Annotated in this window: 17 protein-coding genes and 2 pseudogenes; 9 read left to right on the top strand and 10 right to left on the bottom strand. The window is 50.6% G+C overall.

Annotated features, from left to right (window positions below):
• Positions 1 to 169 precede the first annotated feature (169 nt).
• Positions 170 to 2,088, top strand: a pseudogene (gene dhaR / locus CRI63_RS00240) (dihydroxyacetone kinase operon transcriptional regulator DhaR).
• Positions 2,089 to 2,125: 37 nt separating this feature from the next.
• Here dhaR and CRI63_RS23860 read toward each other — a convergent pair.
• The 3 genes and pseudogenes from CRI63_RS23860 to pth form a co-directional block, all read right to left on the bottom strand.
• Positions 2,126 to 2,302, bottom strand: coding sequence for a hypothetical protein (locus CRI63_RS23860; RefSeq protein ID WP_165383448.1), 177 nt, complete (start codon positions 2,300 to 2,302; stop codon positions 2,126 to 2,128).
• A gap of 189 nt (positions 2,303 to 2,491) precedes the next feature.
• A pseudogene (gene ychF / locus CRI63_RS00235) lies at positions 2,492 to 3,584 on the bottom strand (redox-regulated ATPase YchF).
• A gap of 116 nt (positions 3,585 to 3,700) precedes the next feature.
• Positions 3,701 to 4,285 carry an aminoacyl-tRNA hydrolase gene (pth, locus tag CRI63_RS00230; protein ID WP_000152933.1) on the bottom strand — a complete coding sequence of 195 codons (585 nt, stop codon included), beginning with the start codon at positions 4,283 to 4,285 and terminating at the stop codon, positions 3,701 to 3,703.
• A 280-nt stretch (positions 4,286 to 4,565) separates the two neighbouring features.
• Between pth and ychH the strand changes: the two genes are divergently transcribed.
• On the top strand, positions 4,566 to 4,844 hold the full coding sequence (gene ychH / locus CRI63_RS00225) for a stress-induced protein YchH (RefSeq protein WP_064528711.1): 279 nt from the start codon (positions 4,566 to 4,568) through the stop codon (positions 4,842 to 4,844).
• Positions 4,845 to 4,903: 59 nt separating this feature from the next.
• Here ychH and dauA read toward each other — a convergent pair whose 3' ends face one another.
• The 4 genes from dauA to lolB form a co-directional block, all read right to left on the bottom strand.
• Complete coding sequence (gene dauA, locus CRI63_RS00220; RefSeq protein WP_130205665.1) at positions 4,904 to 6,583, bottom strand: C4-dicarboxylic acid transporter DauA; 1,680 nt, start codon at positions 6,581 to 6,583, stop codon at positions 4,904 to 4,906.
• Positions 6,584 to 6,707: 124 nt separating this feature from the next.
• Complete coding sequence (prs, locus tag CRI63_RS00215; RefSeq protein WP_001298109.1) at positions 6,708 to 7,655, bottom strand: ribose-phosphate diphosphokinase; 948 nt, start codon at positions 7,653 to 7,655, stop codon at positions 6,708 to 6,710.
• Positions 7,656 to 7,805: 150 nt separating this feature from the next.
• A complete protein-coding gene (gene ispE / locus CRI63_RS00210; protein WP_130215991.1) occupies positions 7,806 to 8,657 on the bottom strand; it encodes a 4-(cytidine 5'-diphospho)-2-C-methyl-D-erythritol kinase in 852 nt (283 codons plus the stop codon).
• On the bottom strand, positions 8,657 to 9,280 hold the full coding sequence (gene lolB / locus CRI63_RS00205; protein ID WP_135518132.1) for a lipoprotein insertase outer membrane protein LolB: 624 nt from the start codon (positions 9,278 to 9,280) through the stop codon (positions 8,657 to 8,659). Before lolB ends, ispE begins: the two co-directional genes overlap by 1 nt.
• 213 nt (positions 9,281 to 9,493) lie before the next feature.
• On the opposite strand from lolB, the gene hemA reads away from it, so the two are divergent.
• From hemA to kdsA, 6 genes are read left to right on the top strand one after another with little or no spacing between them, the layout of a single operon-like run.
• Positions 9,494 to 10,750, top strand: a complete 1,257-nt coding sequence (hemA, locus tag CRI63_RS00200; RefSeq protein WP_130205671.1) for a glutamyl-tRNA reductase — start codon at positions 9,494 to 9,496, stop codon at positions 10,748 to 10,750.
• Between the two features lie 41 nt (positions 10,751 to 10,791).
• The gene (prfA, locus tag CRI63_RS00195; protein ID WP_130205673.1) at positions 10,792 to 11,874 is read left to right on the top strand and encodes a peptide chain release factor 1; all 1,083 of its coding nucleotides are present in this window, start codon (positions 10,792 to 10,794) and stop codon (positions 11,872 to 11,874) included.
• Complete coding sequence (gene prmC / locus CRI63_RS00190; RefSeq protein ID WP_135489395.1) at positions 11,874 to 12,707, top strand: peptide chain release factor N(5)-glutamine methyltransferase; 834 nt, start codon at positions 11,874 to 11,876, stop codon at positions 12,705 to 12,707. The genes prfA and prmC overlap by 1 nt, the downstream gene beginning before the upstream one ends.
• Positions 12,704 to 13,096, top strand: coding sequence for an invasion regulator SirB2 (sirB2, locus tag CRI63_RS00185; protein WP_021580704.1), 393 nt, complete (start codon positions 12,704 to 12,706; stop codon positions 13,094 to 13,096). Before prmC ends, sirB2 begins: the two co-directional genes overlap by 4 nt.
• A 3-nt stretch (positions 13,097 to 13,099) precedes the next feature.
• A complete protein-coding gene (sirB1, locus tag CRI63_RS00180) occupies positions 13,100 to 13,909 on the top strand; it encodes an invasion regulator SirB1 (RefSeq protein ID WP_001764444.1) in 810 nt (269 codons plus the stop codon).
• Positions 13,910 to 13,944: 35 nt separating this feature from the next.
• A complete protein-coding gene (gene kdsA, locus CRI63_RS00175) occupies positions 13,945 to 14,799 on the top strand; it encodes a 3-deoxy-8-phosphooctulonate synthase (protein WP_000811058.1) in 855 nt (284 codons plus the stop codon).
• Positions 14,800 to 14,948: 149 nt separating this feature from the next.
• Here kdsA and CRI63_RS00170 read toward each other — a convergent pair whose 3' ends face one another.
• The 3 genes from CRI63_RS00170 to chaA form a co-directional block, all read right to left on the bottom strand.
• The gene (locus CRI63_RS00170; protein ID WP_016265910.1) at positions 14,949 to 15,056 is read right to left on the bottom strand and encodes a type I toxin-antitoxin system toxin Ldr family protein; all 108 of its coding nucleotides are present in this window, start codon (positions 15,054 to 15,056) and stop codon (positions 14,949 to 14,951) included.
• Between the two features lie 426 nt (positions 15,057 to 15,482).
• Positions 15,483 to 15,590, bottom strand: a complete 108-nt coding sequence (locus CRI63_RS00165) for a type I toxin-antitoxin system toxin Ldr family protein (protein WP_064528728.1) — start codon at positions 15,588 to 15,590, stop codon at positions 15,483 to 15,485.
• Between the two features lie 408 nt (positions 15,591 to 15,998).
• Entirely contained in the window at positions 15,999 to 17,099 is a 1,101-nt protein-coding gene (gene chaA, locus CRI63_RS00160; RefSeq protein WP_064528732.1) for a sodium-potassium/proton antiporter ChaA, read from the bottom strand.
• 268 nt (positions 17,100 to 17,367) lie between these two features.
• Between chaA and chaB the strand changes: the two genes are divergently transcribed.
• The gene (chaB, locus tag CRI63_RS00155) at positions 17,368 to 17,598 is read left to right on the top strand and encodes a putative cation transport regulator ChaB (protein ID WP_135518130.1); all 231 of its coding nucleotides are present in this window, start codon (positions 17,368 to 17,370) and stop codon (positions 17,596 to 17,598) included.
• Positions 17,599 to 17,653 lie beyond the last annotated feature (55 nt).

Genomic DNA, 17,653 nt, shown 5'->3' with positions numbered 1-17,653 from the left:
TGACTGCCGGTAAATCCATTGTGCATCAGGCGGGGGAAAAGAAAATTAACCCAAATTATGTTTCACAATGAAACATATGCTTTAATAAATGTTCCATAATGGAACCATGCCGAATCTGGATAAGTAAATTTGCGATGCGGAACACCTTTTTGTCATAAGGGCAGCAAATATGAATGACGGTTTTAACAACCAGCAACAGAGCGTATCTCCCTTGATAGCAGCATCCTGGGAGCGATGCCGCAAGCTGATGAAACGGGAGTCATGGAGCGTACCGCATCAGGCTCGGGGCGTGACATTTGCTTCTATCTATCGGCGTAAGGAAGCGATGCTGGCACTCGGGCAAGCGGCACTGGAAGATGCCTGGGAATATATGGAATCGCGGGCGTGTGGACTGTTCATCCTTGATGAAACCGCCTGCATCCTTAGTCGTTATGGTGATCCGCAAACGCTGCACCAGCTTAGTGTCCTGGGATTCAATGACGGCACGTATTGCGCAGAGGGAATTATTGGTACTTGTGCGCTATCGTTAGCGGCTATCTCCGGTCAGGCAGTGAAAACGATGGCCGATCAACATTTCAAGCAGGCGCTGTGGGATTGGGCATTTTGTGCAACGCCACTGTTTGACAGCAAGGGCCGATTAACGGGAACGATAGCGCTGGCGTGTCCGGTTGAGCAAACCACCGCAGCGATTTGCCGTTGACGCTGGCAATTGCGCGCGAGGTAGGAAATTTACTGCTGACAGACAGTTTACTGGCTGAAACAAATCGGCATTTAAATCAGCTTAACGCCTTGCTGGAAAGTATGGACGATGGCGTGATTAGCTGGGATGAGCAGGGTAATTTGCAATTTATCAATGCCCAGGCGGCGCGTGTTTTGTGTCTGGACGCGACGGCAAGTCAGGGAAGGGCGATCACTGAGCTATTAACGCTACCAACCGTATTGCAACAGGCAATAAAGCAAGCTCATCCCCTCAAACATGTGGAAGCGACTTTTGAAAGTCAGCACCAGTTTATTGATGCGGTCATTACCCTTAAACCGATAATTGAAACGCAAGGGACCAGCTTTATTCTGTTGCTCCATCCGGTAGAACAGATGCGGCAGTTGATGACCAGTCAATTAGGAAAAGTCAGCCATACCTTCGCTCATATGCCACAGGACGATCCGCAAACCCGCCGGTTGATCCATTTTGGCCGCCAGGCGGCGCGCAGCAGTTTCCCGGTGTTACTCTGTGGAGAAGAAGGCGTTGGCAATGCACTGTTAAGTCAGGCCATTCACAATGAAAGCGAGCGTGCGGCGGGTCCCTATATCGCGGTTAATTGCGAGTTATATGGCGATGCAGCGCTGGCGGAAGAATTTATTGGTGGCGATCGAACGGAGAATGAAAATGGTCGTCTGAGTCGGCTGGAACTGGCACATGGCGGCACGTTGTTCCTTGAAAAGATTGAATATCTGGCGGCAGAGTTACAGTCTGCGTTGCTCCAGGTTATCAAACAAGGCGTCATCACAAGACTGGATGCGCGGCGTTTAATACCCATTGATGTCAAAGTGATTGCCACTACCACAGCGGATCTGGCGATGCTGGTGGAGCAAAATCGCTTTAGTCGTCAGCTTTATTACGCGCTTCATGCATTTGAAATTACCATCCCGCCTTTGCGGATGCGGCGCGACAGTATTCCGGCGCTGGTGAATAACAAATTGCGCAGTCTTGAAAAACGCTTCTCTACGCGTCTGAAAATTGATGACGATGCGCTTACTCGCCTGGTTTCTTGCGCATGGCCCGGCAATGATTTTGAACTTTACAGCGTCATCGAGAATCTTGCGCTGAGTAGCGACAACGGACGCATTCGTGTCAGTGATTTGCCGGAACACCTGTTTACTGAACAGGCGACAGATGATGCCAGCGCTACACGTCTTTCTACCAGTCTGTCATTCGCGGAAGTTGAAAAAGAGGCGATTATTAACGCGGCCCAGGTGACTGGCGGACGTATTCAGGAAATGTCGGTTTTACTCGGGATTGGTCGCACTACGCTGTGGCGAAAAATGAAGCAATACGGCATTGATGCAAGTCAGTTTAAGCGTCGTGGATAGCGGGAAAGTAGGCACTCTCCCGCGTATGACTTGCTAATTAATAGCGACCATGACTGCCATGATTTGGCCCACCATTTGAAGGTGGCATTGGCTTACCGGAAGCCGCAGGACCACGCGGGCCATCGTTGTGGCGGTGATGATGGTGAGGAACACAAGCACTTAACAGGCTTGCGAAGACAATTGCTAACAGACTGAAGGTAAATGTTTTTTTCATGACAAACTCTTGAACGGTTAATGCACTGTGATTGTTATCACATAAAAGCCGTATTGTTAATATTGCCAGGAGTCTGATTATGAGTTTCGGTAACTCAGAATTGAAAAAAGCAGCGTAGCAGGTGTAAAAAAGCCATTATGTGCGACTCACATAATGGCTCGTTATTAACCGCCAGGATATTACGCGGAATTAGACGTTGAACAGGAAGTTCATCACATCGCCATCTTTAACGATGTAGTCTTTACCTTCTGCACGCATTTTACCCGCTTCTTTCGCACCTTGTTCACCTTTGTAAGTGATGAAATCTTCAAACGAGATGGTTTGTGCGCGGATAAAGCCTTTTTCAAAATCGGTGTGGATTTTGCCAGCAGCCTGTGGCGCAGTTGCACCAACCGGAATGGTCCATGCACGCACTTCTTTCACCCCAGCGGTGAAGTAAGTTTGCAGATTCAGCAGTTTATAACCTGCACGGATCACACGGTTCAGGCCTGGTTCTTCCAGCCCCAGTTCCTGCATAAACTCGTCACGTTCTTCGTCGTCCAGTTCGGCAATGTCAGCTTCAACAGCAGCACAAACCGGAACCACAACAGAACCTTCTTTCGCCGCGATTTCACGCACCTGGTCAAGATACGGGTTGTTTTCAAAACCGTCTTCGTTGACGTTGGCGATGTACATCGTTGGTTTCAGCGTCAGGAAGCTCAGGTAACGAATCGCCGCTTTCTCTTCAGCGCTTAAATCCAGCGCGCGCAGCATGCCTGCGTTTTCCAGCTGTGGCAGGCATTTTTCCAGTACTTGCCAGCTCGGCTTTCGCGTCTTTATCGCCACCTTTGGCTTTCTTCTGTACGCGGTGAATCGCACGTTCGCAGGTGTCGAGATCCGCCAGCGCCAGTTCGGTGTTGATAACTTCAATATCGTCCGCCGGGTTTACTTTGCCGGAAACGTGAATGATATTGTCATTCTCAAAGCAGCGAACAACGTGGCCGATCGCTTCGGTTTCACGAATGTTGGTCAGGAACTGGTTACCCAGACCTTCACCTTTCGACGCGCCTTTTACCAGACCGGCGATATCGACAAATTCCATGGTCGTGGGAAGCGTACGCTGCGGTTTTACGATTTCAGCCAGTTGATCCAGACGAGGGTCAGGCATTGGTACGACGCCTGTGTTCGGCTCGATGGTACAGAATGGAAAGTTGGCCGCTTCAATACCGGCTTTGGTCAGCGCGTTGAACAGGGTAGATTTCCCGACGTTGGGCAAACCGACGATACCGCATTTGAATCCCATGATTTAAATCACCTTAATATCTTAATAATCAACCTGTTATCACAAACAGATTGCAGAAATGGAAATAACTTTGCCTATTATACACGGCACTCGGCAAAAATGCCGCAGACAACGACTTATTGCGCTTTAAAGGCGTGCAATCGGTTCGTTGCTTTGGTCAAACCATCTGTAAACCACATTTCAGTACAACGCGCCGCTTCGTCGATGGCTTCATCAATTAACTTCTGTTCACTAACAGGTGGTTTGCCTAACACAAACCCGACAACTTTGTTTTTATCGCCCGGATGACCGATTCCGATGCGTAAACGGTGAAAGTTAGGGTTATTACCCAATTTACTGATGATGTCTTTCAGTCCATTGTGACCACCGTGGCCACCGCCCAATTTAAATTTGGCGACGCCCGGAGGCAGATCCAGTTCGTCGTGAGCCACCAGAATTTCGTCCGGATTAATGCGGAAAAAACTGGCCATCGCTGCGACGGCTTTGCCGCTGAGATTCATAAATGTAGTCGGGACTAACAGGCGGACATCTTCGCCTCCGAGGGTAACTCGCGAGGTATAACCAAAGAATTTAGCCTCTTCGCGCAGGGGAGCGCGTAAACGCTCCGCCAGTAAGTCAACGAACCAGGCGCCAGCATTATGTCGCGTTGCGGCGTATTCAGCGCCGGGGTTCGCCAGGCCGACAATCAATTTAATCGTCACGTTTTTTTTTTGTCCTGAGTGAGTACATAACTGGCGCGTAGTTTACTGGTTGCGGCCCCGCTTGACAAAAAACAGCGTGTTAAACGCAGATAACATAATAATTGCCAGTGTCGACTATTAGAAAGTCAAGGTGTTCAGACGGTTATTTGTAAAGTTTTGTTGAAATAAGGGTTGTAACTGTGATCACGCCCGCACATAAGCCACGGGGTGTTGTCTATACTTTACACATAAGGAAGAGGGGTATTCCCTGTTACAACCCAGAAAGTTCCGGAGGTGACACATGAAACGCAAAAACGCTTCGTTACTCGGTAACGTGCTTATGGGGTTGGGTCTGGTGGTGATGGTGGTCGGCGTGGGGTATTCAATCCTCAACCAATTACCACAGTTTGATATGCCCCAGTATTTCGCACACGGTGCAGTGCTGAGTATTTTCGTCGGTGCCATTCTCTGGCTGGCGGGAGCCCGTGTTGGCGGGCATGAACAGGTGTGCGACCGTTACTGGTGGGTTCGCCACTATGACAAACGTTGCCGCCGTAGCGATAATCGCCGTCATAGCTAACAACTAAAGTAGTTTGCTGACCAGTCAGTTTGCGCTGACTGGTCAATTTAATGCCTTTCTTACAGATCAGCCATCGCTGCGCTGCGATTCGGGAAGAACGCCAGACGTCCCGGAATCGGTTGAATACCGGATCGGGCCATTGTACGCAGAGGCTGGAATTCCACGTTACACACGCGCAGTTCACACCCTTCAGGCAGGCGCTTCACAAAACGCTGGAACGCATCAAGACCACCGGCATCAAGCACCGGAACGGCATCCCACTTCAGAATAACAATCCGTTTTCCTTCCAGACGTGATTCCAGGTCGGTGAACAGACCTTCAGCCGCCGCGAAAAACAGCGGGCCAATAACACGCAAGACCAGCACATCATCAGGAACGTCTACTGCCACCGGCGCCAGACGAGTCATACGGGCGATACGGCGCATAAACAGCAACGATGCCAGAACAATCCCCACGCTGATGGCAATAACCATATCAAACAGCACGGTCAGTGACATACACAGCAGCATGACGATGATGTCATCTTTCGGCGCATGACGCAGCAAGTCGACCACTTTGTGCGCTTCACTCATGTTCCACGCCACCATCAACAGCAGGGCTGCCATAGCGGAAAGCGGCAGCCAGGAGAGCAGTGGTGCCAGTACCAGCAGGGCGAGAATAACCAGAATAGAGTGGATCACCGCCGAGATAGGGGAAGTTGCCCCTGCACGGACGTTAGCGGCAGAACGCGCGATGGCAGCAGTAGCGGTAATACCACCAAAGAATGGAGCGATGATATTCCCCAGCCCCTGACCGACCAGTTCACTATTCGCCTTGTGCTTAGTCCCGGTCATACCATCCAGTACCACGGCGCAGAGCAGAGATTCGATCGCCCCGAGCATTGCCATCGAGAATGCCGCAGGCAGCAGGGTTCGAATAGAATCCCAGGTTAGTGTGAATTCTGAATTAGGCAGATCCCACGGCAGCACAAGTTGCGGCAGCAGTTGCGGAATACCGTTACCCTGAGAACCATCGGCCAGAACGTAGTGGAATTGCGACCCGATGGTAGCAACATGTCCGCCGAGCAGGTTAACAATCCCCATCACCGCGCAACCAGCCAGCAAGGCCGGAAGGTGGCCAGGTAAACGAATACCCAAACGTGGCCAGAAAATCAGAATGCCCAGCGTCACGATACCAATAGCAGCATCACCCACATTAATGGTCGGTAGCGCCATAAATAATGCGCCGACTTTTTGTAGATAATGTTCCGGGACATGAGCCATTTGCAGACCGAGAAAATCTTTAATCTGCATGGTACCGATGGTGATCCCGATACCCGAGGTAAAACCTAAGGTGACGGAAACCGGAATATACTCAATCAGGCGACCAAAGCGCGCCAGACCCATCAGGATCAAAAAGATCCCCGACAACAACGTCGCAACCAGCAGGCCTGCCAGTCCAAACTGTTGCGAAACGGGATAGAGAATTACTACAAATGCTGCAGTCGGACCGGAAACGCTAAAGCGCGACCCCCCCGTCAGAGCAATGACAATTCCCGCAACGGCAGCGGTATATAAACCGTATTGAGGAGCCACACCACTGCCAATTGCCAACGCCATCGCCAGAGGAATAGCAATAATCCCAACGGTTATCCCGGCAATAAGGTCACGGGTAAACCGTGCGGCAGTGTATTTTTCTTTCCAGCAAGCGTCGATCAGAGCGCGGAAAGGCATCACATGTGAGGAAAATATTTTGTTCACAATAATGTTTCATCCGTGAGCGCATCATCTGTCAACTAAATGGCAGGTGAAGGAGGCATAGGTCATACAAATGGATATTACAGACAAAAAAACCCGCCGCAGCGGGTCTTTGAGCCGGGTTCGATTAATGTTCGAACATAGCAGAGATCGATTCTTCGTTGCTGATACGACGAATCGCTTCGGCCAGCATACCTGACAGGGTCAGAGTACGCACGTTCGGCAGTGATTTGATTTCATCGCTCAGCGGAATGGTATCGCAGACAACGACTTCATCAATTACAGAGTTACGCAGGTTGTTCGCCGCGTTGCCAGAGAAGATCGGGTGAGTCGCGTACGCAAATACACGTTTAGCACCACGTTCTTTCAGAGCTTCAGCAGCTTTACACAGCGTACCGCCAGTGTCGATCATATCGTCGACCAGTACGCAGTCACGACCAGCAACGTCACCGATGATATGCATCACCTGGGAAACGTTCGCACGCGGACGACGTTTGTCGATGATTGCCATATCGGTATCGTTCAGCAGCTTAGCGATAGCGCGGGCACGCACAACGCCGCCGATGTCCGGAGAAACCACAATCGGGTTATCCAGATTCAGCTGCAGCATGTCTTCCAGCAGGATCGGGCTACCAAATACGTTATCAACCGGAACGTCGAAGAAACCCTGAATCTGTTCAGCGTGCAGATCCACTGTCAGCACACGGTCAACACCGACGCTGGAGAGGAAGTCTGCAACCACTTTCGCAGTGATTGGTACACGAGCGGAACGGACGCGACGGTCCTGGCGCGCATAGCCAAAGTAGGGGATAACAGCGGTGATACGACCTGCGGAAGCACGACGCAGGGCATCAACCATCACGACTAATTCCATCAGGTTGTCGTTAGTAGGGGCACAAGTGGACTGGATGATGAAAATATCACCACCGCGTACATTTTCGTTAATTTGTACGCTGACTTCGCCGTCGCTAAAGCGACCTACAGCGGCGTCGCCGAGTGAAGTGTACAGGCGGTTGGCAATACGTTGTGCTAGTTCCGGGGTGGCGTTACCAGCAAAAAGCTTCATATCAGGCACGAGAAGAACCTCAGGCATGCGTCCATTGGTGGAAAGAATCTGCCGAAAACTGTGCGGGCCAGGCAATATTCTTTCCAGGCGGTGTATTAAAGAGCGCGATGCAACGTCTGGAACAAGGTGACGTTGTCACCGAAACTCAGCTTGCCCGGCTTAAAGCATGGCTCTGTGCAATGGGGAAAGATTGACACCTTTCGCCACAAAGCCATTGAGCCATTCCGGGGCTTGCTCTAGCACCTGGCGGGCTTCAGACTCTGTATCAAATTCAGCAAAGACACAGGCCCCTGTCCCAGTCAGGCGCGACGGGGCGTATTCTAACAGCCAGGAAAGCACCGCATCAACCTCGCGAAAACGTTTTCTTGCGATAACCTCGCAATCATTGCTGAATTCACATTTTAGCAACGTTTCTATTGACCTTTTCGCCGTGTTGCGCGGGAGTTCGGGATCTTTAAAAATCATTGGCGTAGGAATACTCACGCCAGGGTGCGCAACCAGATACCATTTCTCTGGTGGATTCACCGGCGTTAATATTTCACCGACCCCTTCGGCAAAAGCAGCATGACCACGGACAAAAACCGGAACATCTGCGCCCAGCGTCAGACCGATTTCTGCCAACTCATCAACACTCAGTCCGCATTGCCACAGATGATTTAAAGCGACCAGAACTGTTGCGGCATTGGATGAACCACCGCCCAGACCACCACCCATAGGCAAACGCTTGTCAATGCTGATATCTGCACCACTTCCTTTCGGAAGACGCCCACTGGCGGCGGCTGCTTTCATCAACAACCGTGCCGCGCGAACAATCAGGTTATCTTCGTGTTCCACACCTTCAACTGGCGTTAACAGGCGGATTTCCCCATCGTTGCGAAGTTCAATGCTGATAGTGTCGCCGTAATCCAGAAACTGAAACAGCGTTTGCAGCGTGTGGTAGCCGTCCGCACGCTGACCGGTAATGTATAAAAACAGATTAAGCTTTGCCGGAGAGGGCCACTGAGTCCGCATTATTTCACTATCCAGTTATCCATTTTTAACTTGATGCGTTGACCGCCTTCGGTGAGTTCCATGTTGGCAGGCATCGCAGGTTGCGTTTTGGTGTCATAACCGCCATATACCACTTTCCATTTTTTACCGTTCTGACTATAGGTAATTTCGCTCAGGCGGTACTGGTCGTCCAGTTTGTAGTCGGTTGCATCACCTGGCACACCTAAAATCCACTGGCGCAAACTGTTGAGTGGAATAGGCATTCCGGTCAATTTGCCAATCATCTCTTCGGCGTCATCGGCGGTGTAACGCTGGCCTTTATTGTCCACTAACTGCACATTACCCGGCTGGGCATTCAACTCCAGTTCCGTGCTGCCCAATGGGTTAGTCAGCAGCAGACGGTAGCGATCCTGGCCAGTTTGCTGCCAGAAGAAACGGGCATACACTTTTTGTTGGTCAGAAATATAGGCAAATGCACCGCGTGTCTGGTACTGATTCAGGTTGCGCACGTCTTGCTGATGCTGACGCCACTGTGGCGAATCCGGGCTTTTGCCTGGACCTTTCGGCGTCGTAACGGAACAGGCCGTGAGCACGAGAGCAGCCAGCGGTAGCAGGCGGATAAAGCGAAAATCGGGCAGGGGCATAATAATGACAAGTCCTTGAGATACGTTGCAGTTATAACCCTTAATGCTAGCGTTACCGCCAGCCATCGTCTATGTTCAAGTTGTCTTAATTGCCAGAATCTAACGGGTTTAGGCAATTACTCCAAAAGGGGGCGCTCTCTTTTATTGATCCCGCGCATCCTGTATGATGCGAGCAGACTAACCATATCAACGTTGGTATTATTTCCCGCAGACATGACCCTTTTAGCACTCGGTATCAACCATAAAACGGCACCTGTATCGCTGCGAGAACGTGTATCGTTTTCGCCGGACAAGCTCGATCAGGCGCTGGACAGCCTGCTTGCGCAGCCGATGGTGCAGGGCGGCGTGGTGCTGTCGACGTGTAACCGCACAGAACTTTATCTTAGCGTTGAAGAGCAGGATAACCTGCAAGAGGCGCTCATTCGCTGGTTGTGCGATTACCATAATCTCAACGAAGAAGATCTGCGTAATAGCCTCTACTGGCATCAGGATAACGACGCGGTCAGCCATTTAATGCGTGTTGCCAGTGGTCTGGATTCACTGGTATTGGGCGAGCCGCAAATCCTCGGTCAGGTAAAAAAAGCCTTTGCCGATTCGCAAAAAGGCCATATGAAGGCCAGCGAACTGGAGCGTATGTTCCAGAAATCTTTCTCCGTGGCGAAACGCGTTCGCACTGAAACGGATATTGGCGCCAGTGCGGTATCTGTTGCATTTGCGGCTTGTACGCTGGCGCGGCAGATCTTTGAATCGCTCTCTACGGTGACCGTATTGCTGGTTGGCGCGGGCGAAACCATCGAGCTGGTGGCGCGTCATCTGCGCGAACACAAAGTACAGAAGATGATTATCGCCAACCGTACTCGCGAACGAGCCCAAATTCTGGCAGATGAAGTCGGCGCGGAAGTGATTGCCCTGAGCGATATCGACGAGCGTCTGTGTGAAGCCGATATCATCATCAGTTCCACCGCTAGCCCGCTGCCGATTATCGGTAAAGGCATGGTGGAGCGCGCATTAAAAAGTCGTCGCAACCAACCGATGCTACTGGTCGATATTGCCGTTCCACGCGATGTTGAGCCAGAAGTTGGCAAACTGGCGAATGCCTACCTTTACAGCGTTGATGATCTGCAAAGCATTATTTCGCACAACCTGGCGCAACGTAAAGCCGCCGCAGTTGAGGCGGAAACTATCGTTGCTCAGGAAACCAGCGAATTTATGGCGTGGCTACGCGCACAAAGCGCCAGCGAAACCATTCGCGATTATCGCAGCCAGGCTGAACAAGTTCGCGATGAGTTAACCGCCAAAGCATTAGCCGCTCTTGAGCAGGGCGGCGACGCGCAAGCCATAATGCAGGATCTGGCATGGAAACTGACTAACCGCCTGATCCATGCGCCAACGAAATCACTTCAACAGGCCGCCCGTGACGGGGATAACGAACGCCTGAATATTCTGCGCGACAGCCTCGGGCTGGAGTAGCAGTACATCATTTTCTTTTTTTACAGGGTGCATTTACGCCTATGAAGCCTTCTATCGTTGCCAAACTGGAAGCCCTGCATGAACGCCATGAAGAAGTTCAGGCACTGCTGGGTGATGCGCAAACCATCGCCGACCAGGAACGTTTTCGCGCATTATCTCGTGAATATGCGCAGTTAAGTGATGTTTCGCGCTGTTTCACCGACTGGCAACAGGTTCAGGAAGATATCGAAACCGCGCAGATGATGCTCGACGATCCGGAAATGCGCGAGATGGCGCAGGACGAGCTGCGTGAAGCTAAAGAAAAAAGCGAGCAACTGGAGCAACAGTTACAGGTTCTTTTGCTGCCAAAAGATCCCGATGATGAACGCAATGCATTCCTCGAAGTGCGTGCCGGAACCGGCGGCGACGAAGCGGCGCTGTTCGCTGGCGATCTGTTCCGTATGTACAGTCGCTACGCAGAGGCCCGCCGCTGGCGGGTAGAAATCATGAGCGCCAGCGAGGGTGAACATGGCGGTTATAAAGAGATCATCGCCAAAATTAGCGGTGATGGTGTGTATGGTCGTTTGAAATTCGAATCTGGCGGTCATCGCGTGCAGCGTGTTCCTGCGACGGAATCGCAAGGGCGTATTCATACTTCTGCTTGTACCGTAGCGGTAATGCCGGAGCTGCCGGAAGCAGAACTGCCGGATATTAACCCGGCAGATTTGCGTATCGATACTTTCCGTTCTTCAGGCGCAGGTGGTCAGCACGTCAACACCACCGATTCGGCAATTCGTATTACTCACTTGCCGACCGGTATTGTTGTTGAATGTCAGGACGAACGTTCGCAGCATAAAAACAAAGCGAAGGCACTTTCAGTGCTTGGTGCTCGTATCCATGCGGCGGAAATGGCAAAACGCCAGCAGGCAGAGGCTTCCACCCGTCGCAACTTGCTGGGTAGCGGCGATCGCAGCGATCGTAACCGTACCTATAACTTCCCGCAGGGGCGTGTTACCGATCACCGCATCAACCTGACGCTCTACCGTCTGGATGAAGTGATGGAAGGTAAACTGGATATGCTGATAGAACCGATCGTCCAGGAACATCAGGCCGACCAACTGGCGGCGTTGTCCGAGCAGGAATAATGGAATATCAACACTGGTTACGTGAAGCAATAAGCCAACTTCAGGCGAGCGAAAGCCCGCGGCGCGATGCTGAAATCCTGCTGGAGCATGTTACCGGCAAGGGGCGCACTTATATTCTCGCCTTTGGTGAAACGCAGTTGACTGAAGAGCAATGTGAGCAACTCGACGCGCTTTTGGCCCGTCGCCGTGCTGGTGAACCTATTGCTCATTTAACCGGTGTGCGTGAATTCTGGTCGTTGCCGTTATTTGTTTCGCCAGCGACCTTAATTCCGCGCCCGGATACAGAATGTCTGGTGGAACAGGCACTGGCGCGATTGCCTGAACAACCTTGCCGCATTCTCGATCTTGGAACTGGCACTGGGGCAATTGCGCTGGCATTGGCCAGCGAGCGGCCAGACTGCGAAATTACCGCTGTAGATCGTATGCCCGATGCTGTCGCCCTGGCACAACGTAATGCCCAGCATCTGGCGATCAAAAATATCCACATCCTGCAAAGCGACTGGTTTAGCGCGCTAGCCGGGCAGCAGTTTACGATGATTGTCAGCAATCCACCGTATATCGACGAGCAGGATCCACATCTTCAACAAGGCGATGTCCGCTTTGAGCCACTCACTGCACTGGTTGCGGCAGACAGCGGAATGGCAGACATCGTGCATATCATCGAACAGTCGCGTAACGCGCTGGTATCCGGCGGCTTTCTGCTTCTGGAACATGGCTGGCAGCAGGGCGAAGCTGTGCGACAGGCATTTATCCACGCGGGATATTATGAAGTCGAAACCTGTCGGGACTATGGTGATAACGAGCGCGTAACGCTCGGTCGCTATTATCGATGATAAGCTTTACTACGCTGCTTAGCGTTCATCTCATTAGCATCGCGCTTTCTGTTGGGCTCTTAACCCTACGATTCTGGCTACGTTACCAGGAGCATCCACTGGCATTCGCTCGTTGGACGCGCATTGTGCCGCCGGTTGTCGACACGGTGTTATTGCTTAGCGGCATCGCGCTGATGGCTAAAGCGCACATCCTGCCATTTTCCGGGCAGGCTGAATGGCTGACTGAAAAGCTGTTTGGAGTTATCATTTATATCGTTTTGGGTTTTATTGCACTCGATTATCGTCGGATGCACAGTCAGCAGGCGCGCATTATTGCCTTCCCGCTGGCGCTGGTGGTGCTGTACATCATCATTAAACTCGCCACCACAAAAGTACCGTTACTGGGGTAAGTCATGAGATCGTTAGCTGATTTCGAATTTAATAAAGCGCCGCTGTGCGAAGGCATGATCCTGGCTTGCGAAGCAATCCGCCGCGATTTTCCCTCGCAAGATGTTTACGACGAACTGGAGCGTCTCGTTAGTCTGGCGAAGGAAGAAATTAGCCAGCTTCTGCCATTAGAAGAGCAGCTGGAAAAATTAATCGCGCTGTTTTACGGCGAATGGGGGTTTAAAGCCTCACGTGGTGTTTATCGTCTTTCCGATGCATTATGGCTTGATCAAGTGCTAAAAAATCGGCAGGGCAGTGCGGTATCGTTAGGCGCCGTTTTATTGTGGGTTGCTAATCGTCTCGATTTGCCGCTATTGCCGGTGATATTCCCGACGCAGCTTATATTGCGCATAGAATGCCCGGACGGAGAAATCTGGCTGATTAACCCTTTTAACGGTGAATCATTAAGCGAACATATGCTGGATGTGTGGTTAAAGGGAAATATCAGCCCGTCTGCGGAACTGTTTTATGAAGACCTGGATGAAGCCGATAACATTGAGGTTATCCGTAAACTGTTGGATACGCTGAAAGCGTCGCTGATGGAAGAAAATCAGATGGAACTGGCGTTACGCACCAGCGAGGCCTTATTACAATTTAACCCGGAAGATCCGTATGAAATTCGCGATCGTGGGTTGATTTACGCGCAACTGGATTGCGAACACGTTGCGTTGAATGATTTAAATTATTTCGTTGAACAGTGTCCGGAAGACCCGATCAGCGAAATGATACGTGCGCAAATTAACAACATCGCGCATAAACATATTGTGCTGCATTAATTAATCGACACTTTACTTAAGATTAAGGCGATCCTATGAAACAAAAAGTGGTTAGCATTGGCGACATCAACGTAGCAAATGACCTGCCGTTCGTGCTGTTTGGTGGTATGAACGTGCTGGAATCTCGCGATCTGGCGATGCGCATTTGCGAACACTACGTAACCGTAACCCAGAAACTGGGTATCCCTTACGTGTTCAAAGCCTCTTTTGACAAAGCCAACCGTTCCTCCATCCACTCTTATCGTGGACCAGGACTGGAAGAAGGGATGAAAATCTTCCAGGAACTGAAACAGACATTTGGCGTAAAAATTATCACTGACGTTCACGAGCCAAGTCAGGCACAGCCTGTTGCTGATGTGGTAGATGTTATTCAGTTGCCAGCGTTTCTTGCTCGCCAGACTGACCTGGTGGAAGCGATGGCGAAAACTGGCGCGGTAATTAACGTCAAGAAACCACAGTTCGTGAGCCCAGGCCAGATGGGTAATATCGTTGATAAATTCAAAGAAGGCGGCAACGATAAAGTGATTCTTTGTGACCGTGGCGCTAACTTCGGTTACGACAACCTGGTCGTTGATATGCTGGGCTTCAGCATAATGAAGAAAGTCTCTGGCAACTCCCCGGTAATTTTCGACGTTACCCACGCACTGCAATGCCGCGATCCGTTTGGTGCAGCTTCTGGTGGTCGCCGCGCCCAGGTTGCCGAACTGGCACGTGCCGGTATGGCTGTAGGTTTGGCTGGTCTGTTTATTGAAGCGCATCCGGATCCGGAACATGCGAAATGTGACGGTCCATCCGCGCTGCCGCTGGCTAAACTGGAGCCGTTCCTCAAGCAGATGAAAGCGATTGATGATCTGGTTAAAGGTTTCGAAGAGCTGGATACCAGCAAGTAATCTTTTCTGCTTTGAAAACAAAGGCCTTATCGTTTTACGGTAGGGCTTTTTTCATGATCAAAGAAGACAAAAAAGGCCGCAGGCTGTTACCCCTGCGGCCGGTTTCGGGCGCATATTGCCATCACGGCAGCCTGACGCCCGTTTTCACCTTACTTCCGGCTACGCCACCAGCCAACAATCGCTGCGGTAATAATTCCCGCCAGGATCGGTGCTGCCAGGTCGTGCCAGAAAATCACGGCAAACTGCGCGAGCGTCATATAGCCGCCTTGTTGTAATGACAACATTTTGCGGCTATTCTTGAAGTGTCTGGTTTCAAGATTAGCCCCCGTTCTGTTGTCAGGTTTGACCTCTCAACGTGCGGGGGTTTTCTCTTTCCAGCAACCAATGCCACCAGGGATAAAGCCCCCGCAACATTGCGCCTCACCGGATAACTCCGGCTTGGTGTCGATACTACGTCTCAATTCATCTTCACTTCATCCCTGAAATGTTTGCAATGCTGTATGCGTTCCGGCTTTTCACCAGCTGTTGCAGTCGTTTCATGAGTGCACTGGATGAGCTTCCAGATCTGGTTGCCAGTGTCTACTTGTGGAAGAGATAAATACAAAAAAGGCCGCAGGCTGTTAACCCTGCGGCCGGTTTCGGGCGCATATTGCCATTACGGCAGCCTGACGCCCGTTTTCACCTTACTTCCGGCTACGCCACCAGCTGACAATCGCTGCGGTAATAATTCCCGCAAGGATCGGTGCTGCCAGGTCGTGCCAGAAAATCACGGCAAACTGCGCGAGCGTCATATAACCGCCTTTTTGTTGTAATGACAACATTTCGCGGCTATTCTTGAATTGTTCTGGTTCAAGATTAGCCCCCGTTCTGTTGTCAGGTTTGACCTCTCAACGTGCGGGGGTTTTCTCTTTCCAGCAACCAATGCCGCCAGGGATAAAGCCCCCACAACATTGCGCCTCACCGGATAACTCCGGCTTGGTGTGGATACTACGGCTCAATTTATATTCACTTCATTCCTGAAATGTGCGCAATGCTGTACGCGTTCCGGCTTTTCATCAGCTGTTGCAGTGGTTTCGTGCAGGTTGTGGTACAGGCTCGCAAATCTGATTAACGATCTGTTCAGGTAGTATGAAGAAATACTATAAGCAGATAATTTTTATTATCTCCTCCGATTTCCGCCATCGGAGGAGATATAAATGTCAGGCAAATATTGTCATTAAATAAGCTGCAAACAGTGCCAGATGCGCCGCGCCGTTGAGCACGTTGGTACGGCCAGTCGAAAATGAAATATGGCACAGTACCAAAGAGGCTACCATTACCACCATCTCTGGTGCGCCCAGAGCAAACTGCAATTCATTACCCGTCATAAAGGCGATAAGCGTTACGACAGGTACGGTAAGCGAAATCGTCGCTAATACCGAGCCAAAGAACAGATTCATCGCGCGCTGGACCTGGTTGCTTAAAACTGCTTTTAACGCCCCCAGACCTTCCGGCGACAGAATCAATAGCGCTACCAGGAAACCGGTAAAGGCCACCGGCGCATTCATGCTGGTGAGCAATGTTTCCAGCGGGCTGGCGTTCATTTTGGTGACCGCAATAACGGCAATTAGATGGATGATTAACCAGATGGCATGCCACAGGCTGCTATGAGCGGACGGTTTGCCATGATGCGGATCGTCATCATCGCTGTCATCTTCATGCTCATAGACAAACAGGCTTTGATGCGTTTTGGTCTGAATCAGCAAAAATACGCCGTACATCGCTGCGGAAATTAATGCCACAAGTAACGCCTGACCGGTCGAAAAGTTCGCCGCAGGCAGCGCCATCGGAAATACCAGCACGATTATGGCTAATGGGAACAGGGCAATTAAATACTGTTTAATACCAAACAGATTCATATATTGGGTAGCAAATTTACGTCCACCCAGCAGTAATGAAAAACCAACCAGTCCGCCGGTAACAATCATAATGATTGAATAGAGCGTATCTCGCATTAACGTCGGCGCTGCATCGCCGGTCGCCATTAAGGCTGAAATCAAACTGACTTCAAGAATAACGACGGAAAGGCTAAGAATAAGCGAACCGTAAGGTTCACCCAGACGATGGGCTAGTACGTCCGCATGACGGACAACACTAAAAGCACTGCTTAAAATACCAATAAGAGCAAGAAGGTTGATGCCAATAACCACTGGTAGTGTTTGGCTGCTTCCCCACAGGGACAGCACTACCAGCGCCAGAACCGGGAAAATAAGCGAAGTCTCCTTGTGGCGGGTTTTTACCGCCTCGTGAGCATTTGTCATTATGGTTATCCTTTGCAGATGAATTTGTTGGAAATGTAATAAATAGGCAGGAAAAATAACAGAAAGTGTCAGGATATCGGTAACATTTTACGAAATTTTACCCCGTAGTCGTTTTTTTACTCTTTGGAGTATAAAAACAAGCTACGTGTTTAGACAATGTTTGTATTAGCGTCTCTTGAGAATAGTCTGATGTGAGAATTCTTATGTTCTGGCAAGAGGGGATATTGTTGACCACACTTAATGTTCAATTTTAATAAAGGAGTCAACAATGCCGTATAAAACGAAAAGCGACCTGCCGGAAAGCGTAAAACACGTTTTACCCACTCATGCCCAGGATATCTATAAAGAAGCATTCAACAGCGCCTGGGAGCAATATAAAGATAAAGAAGACCGGCGTGATGATGCCAGTCGCGAAGAGACAGCGCATAAAGTGGCCTGGGCTGCGGTGAAACATGAATATGCAAAAGGCGATGATGATAAATGGTATAAAAAATCGTAAAACTCAGCGGCGAGTTAAAGCTATTCGTGCGGTGTTGCCTTGCAAGTGGTCTGTG

The sequence above is a fragment of the Escherichia sp. E2661 genome (assembly GCF_004745185.1).
Taxonomy (GTDB): Bacteria; Pseudomonadota; Gammaproteobacteria; order Enterobacterales; family Enterobacteriaceae; genus Escherichia.
This window is presented reverse-complemented; position numbering and strand designations above follow the sequence as displayed.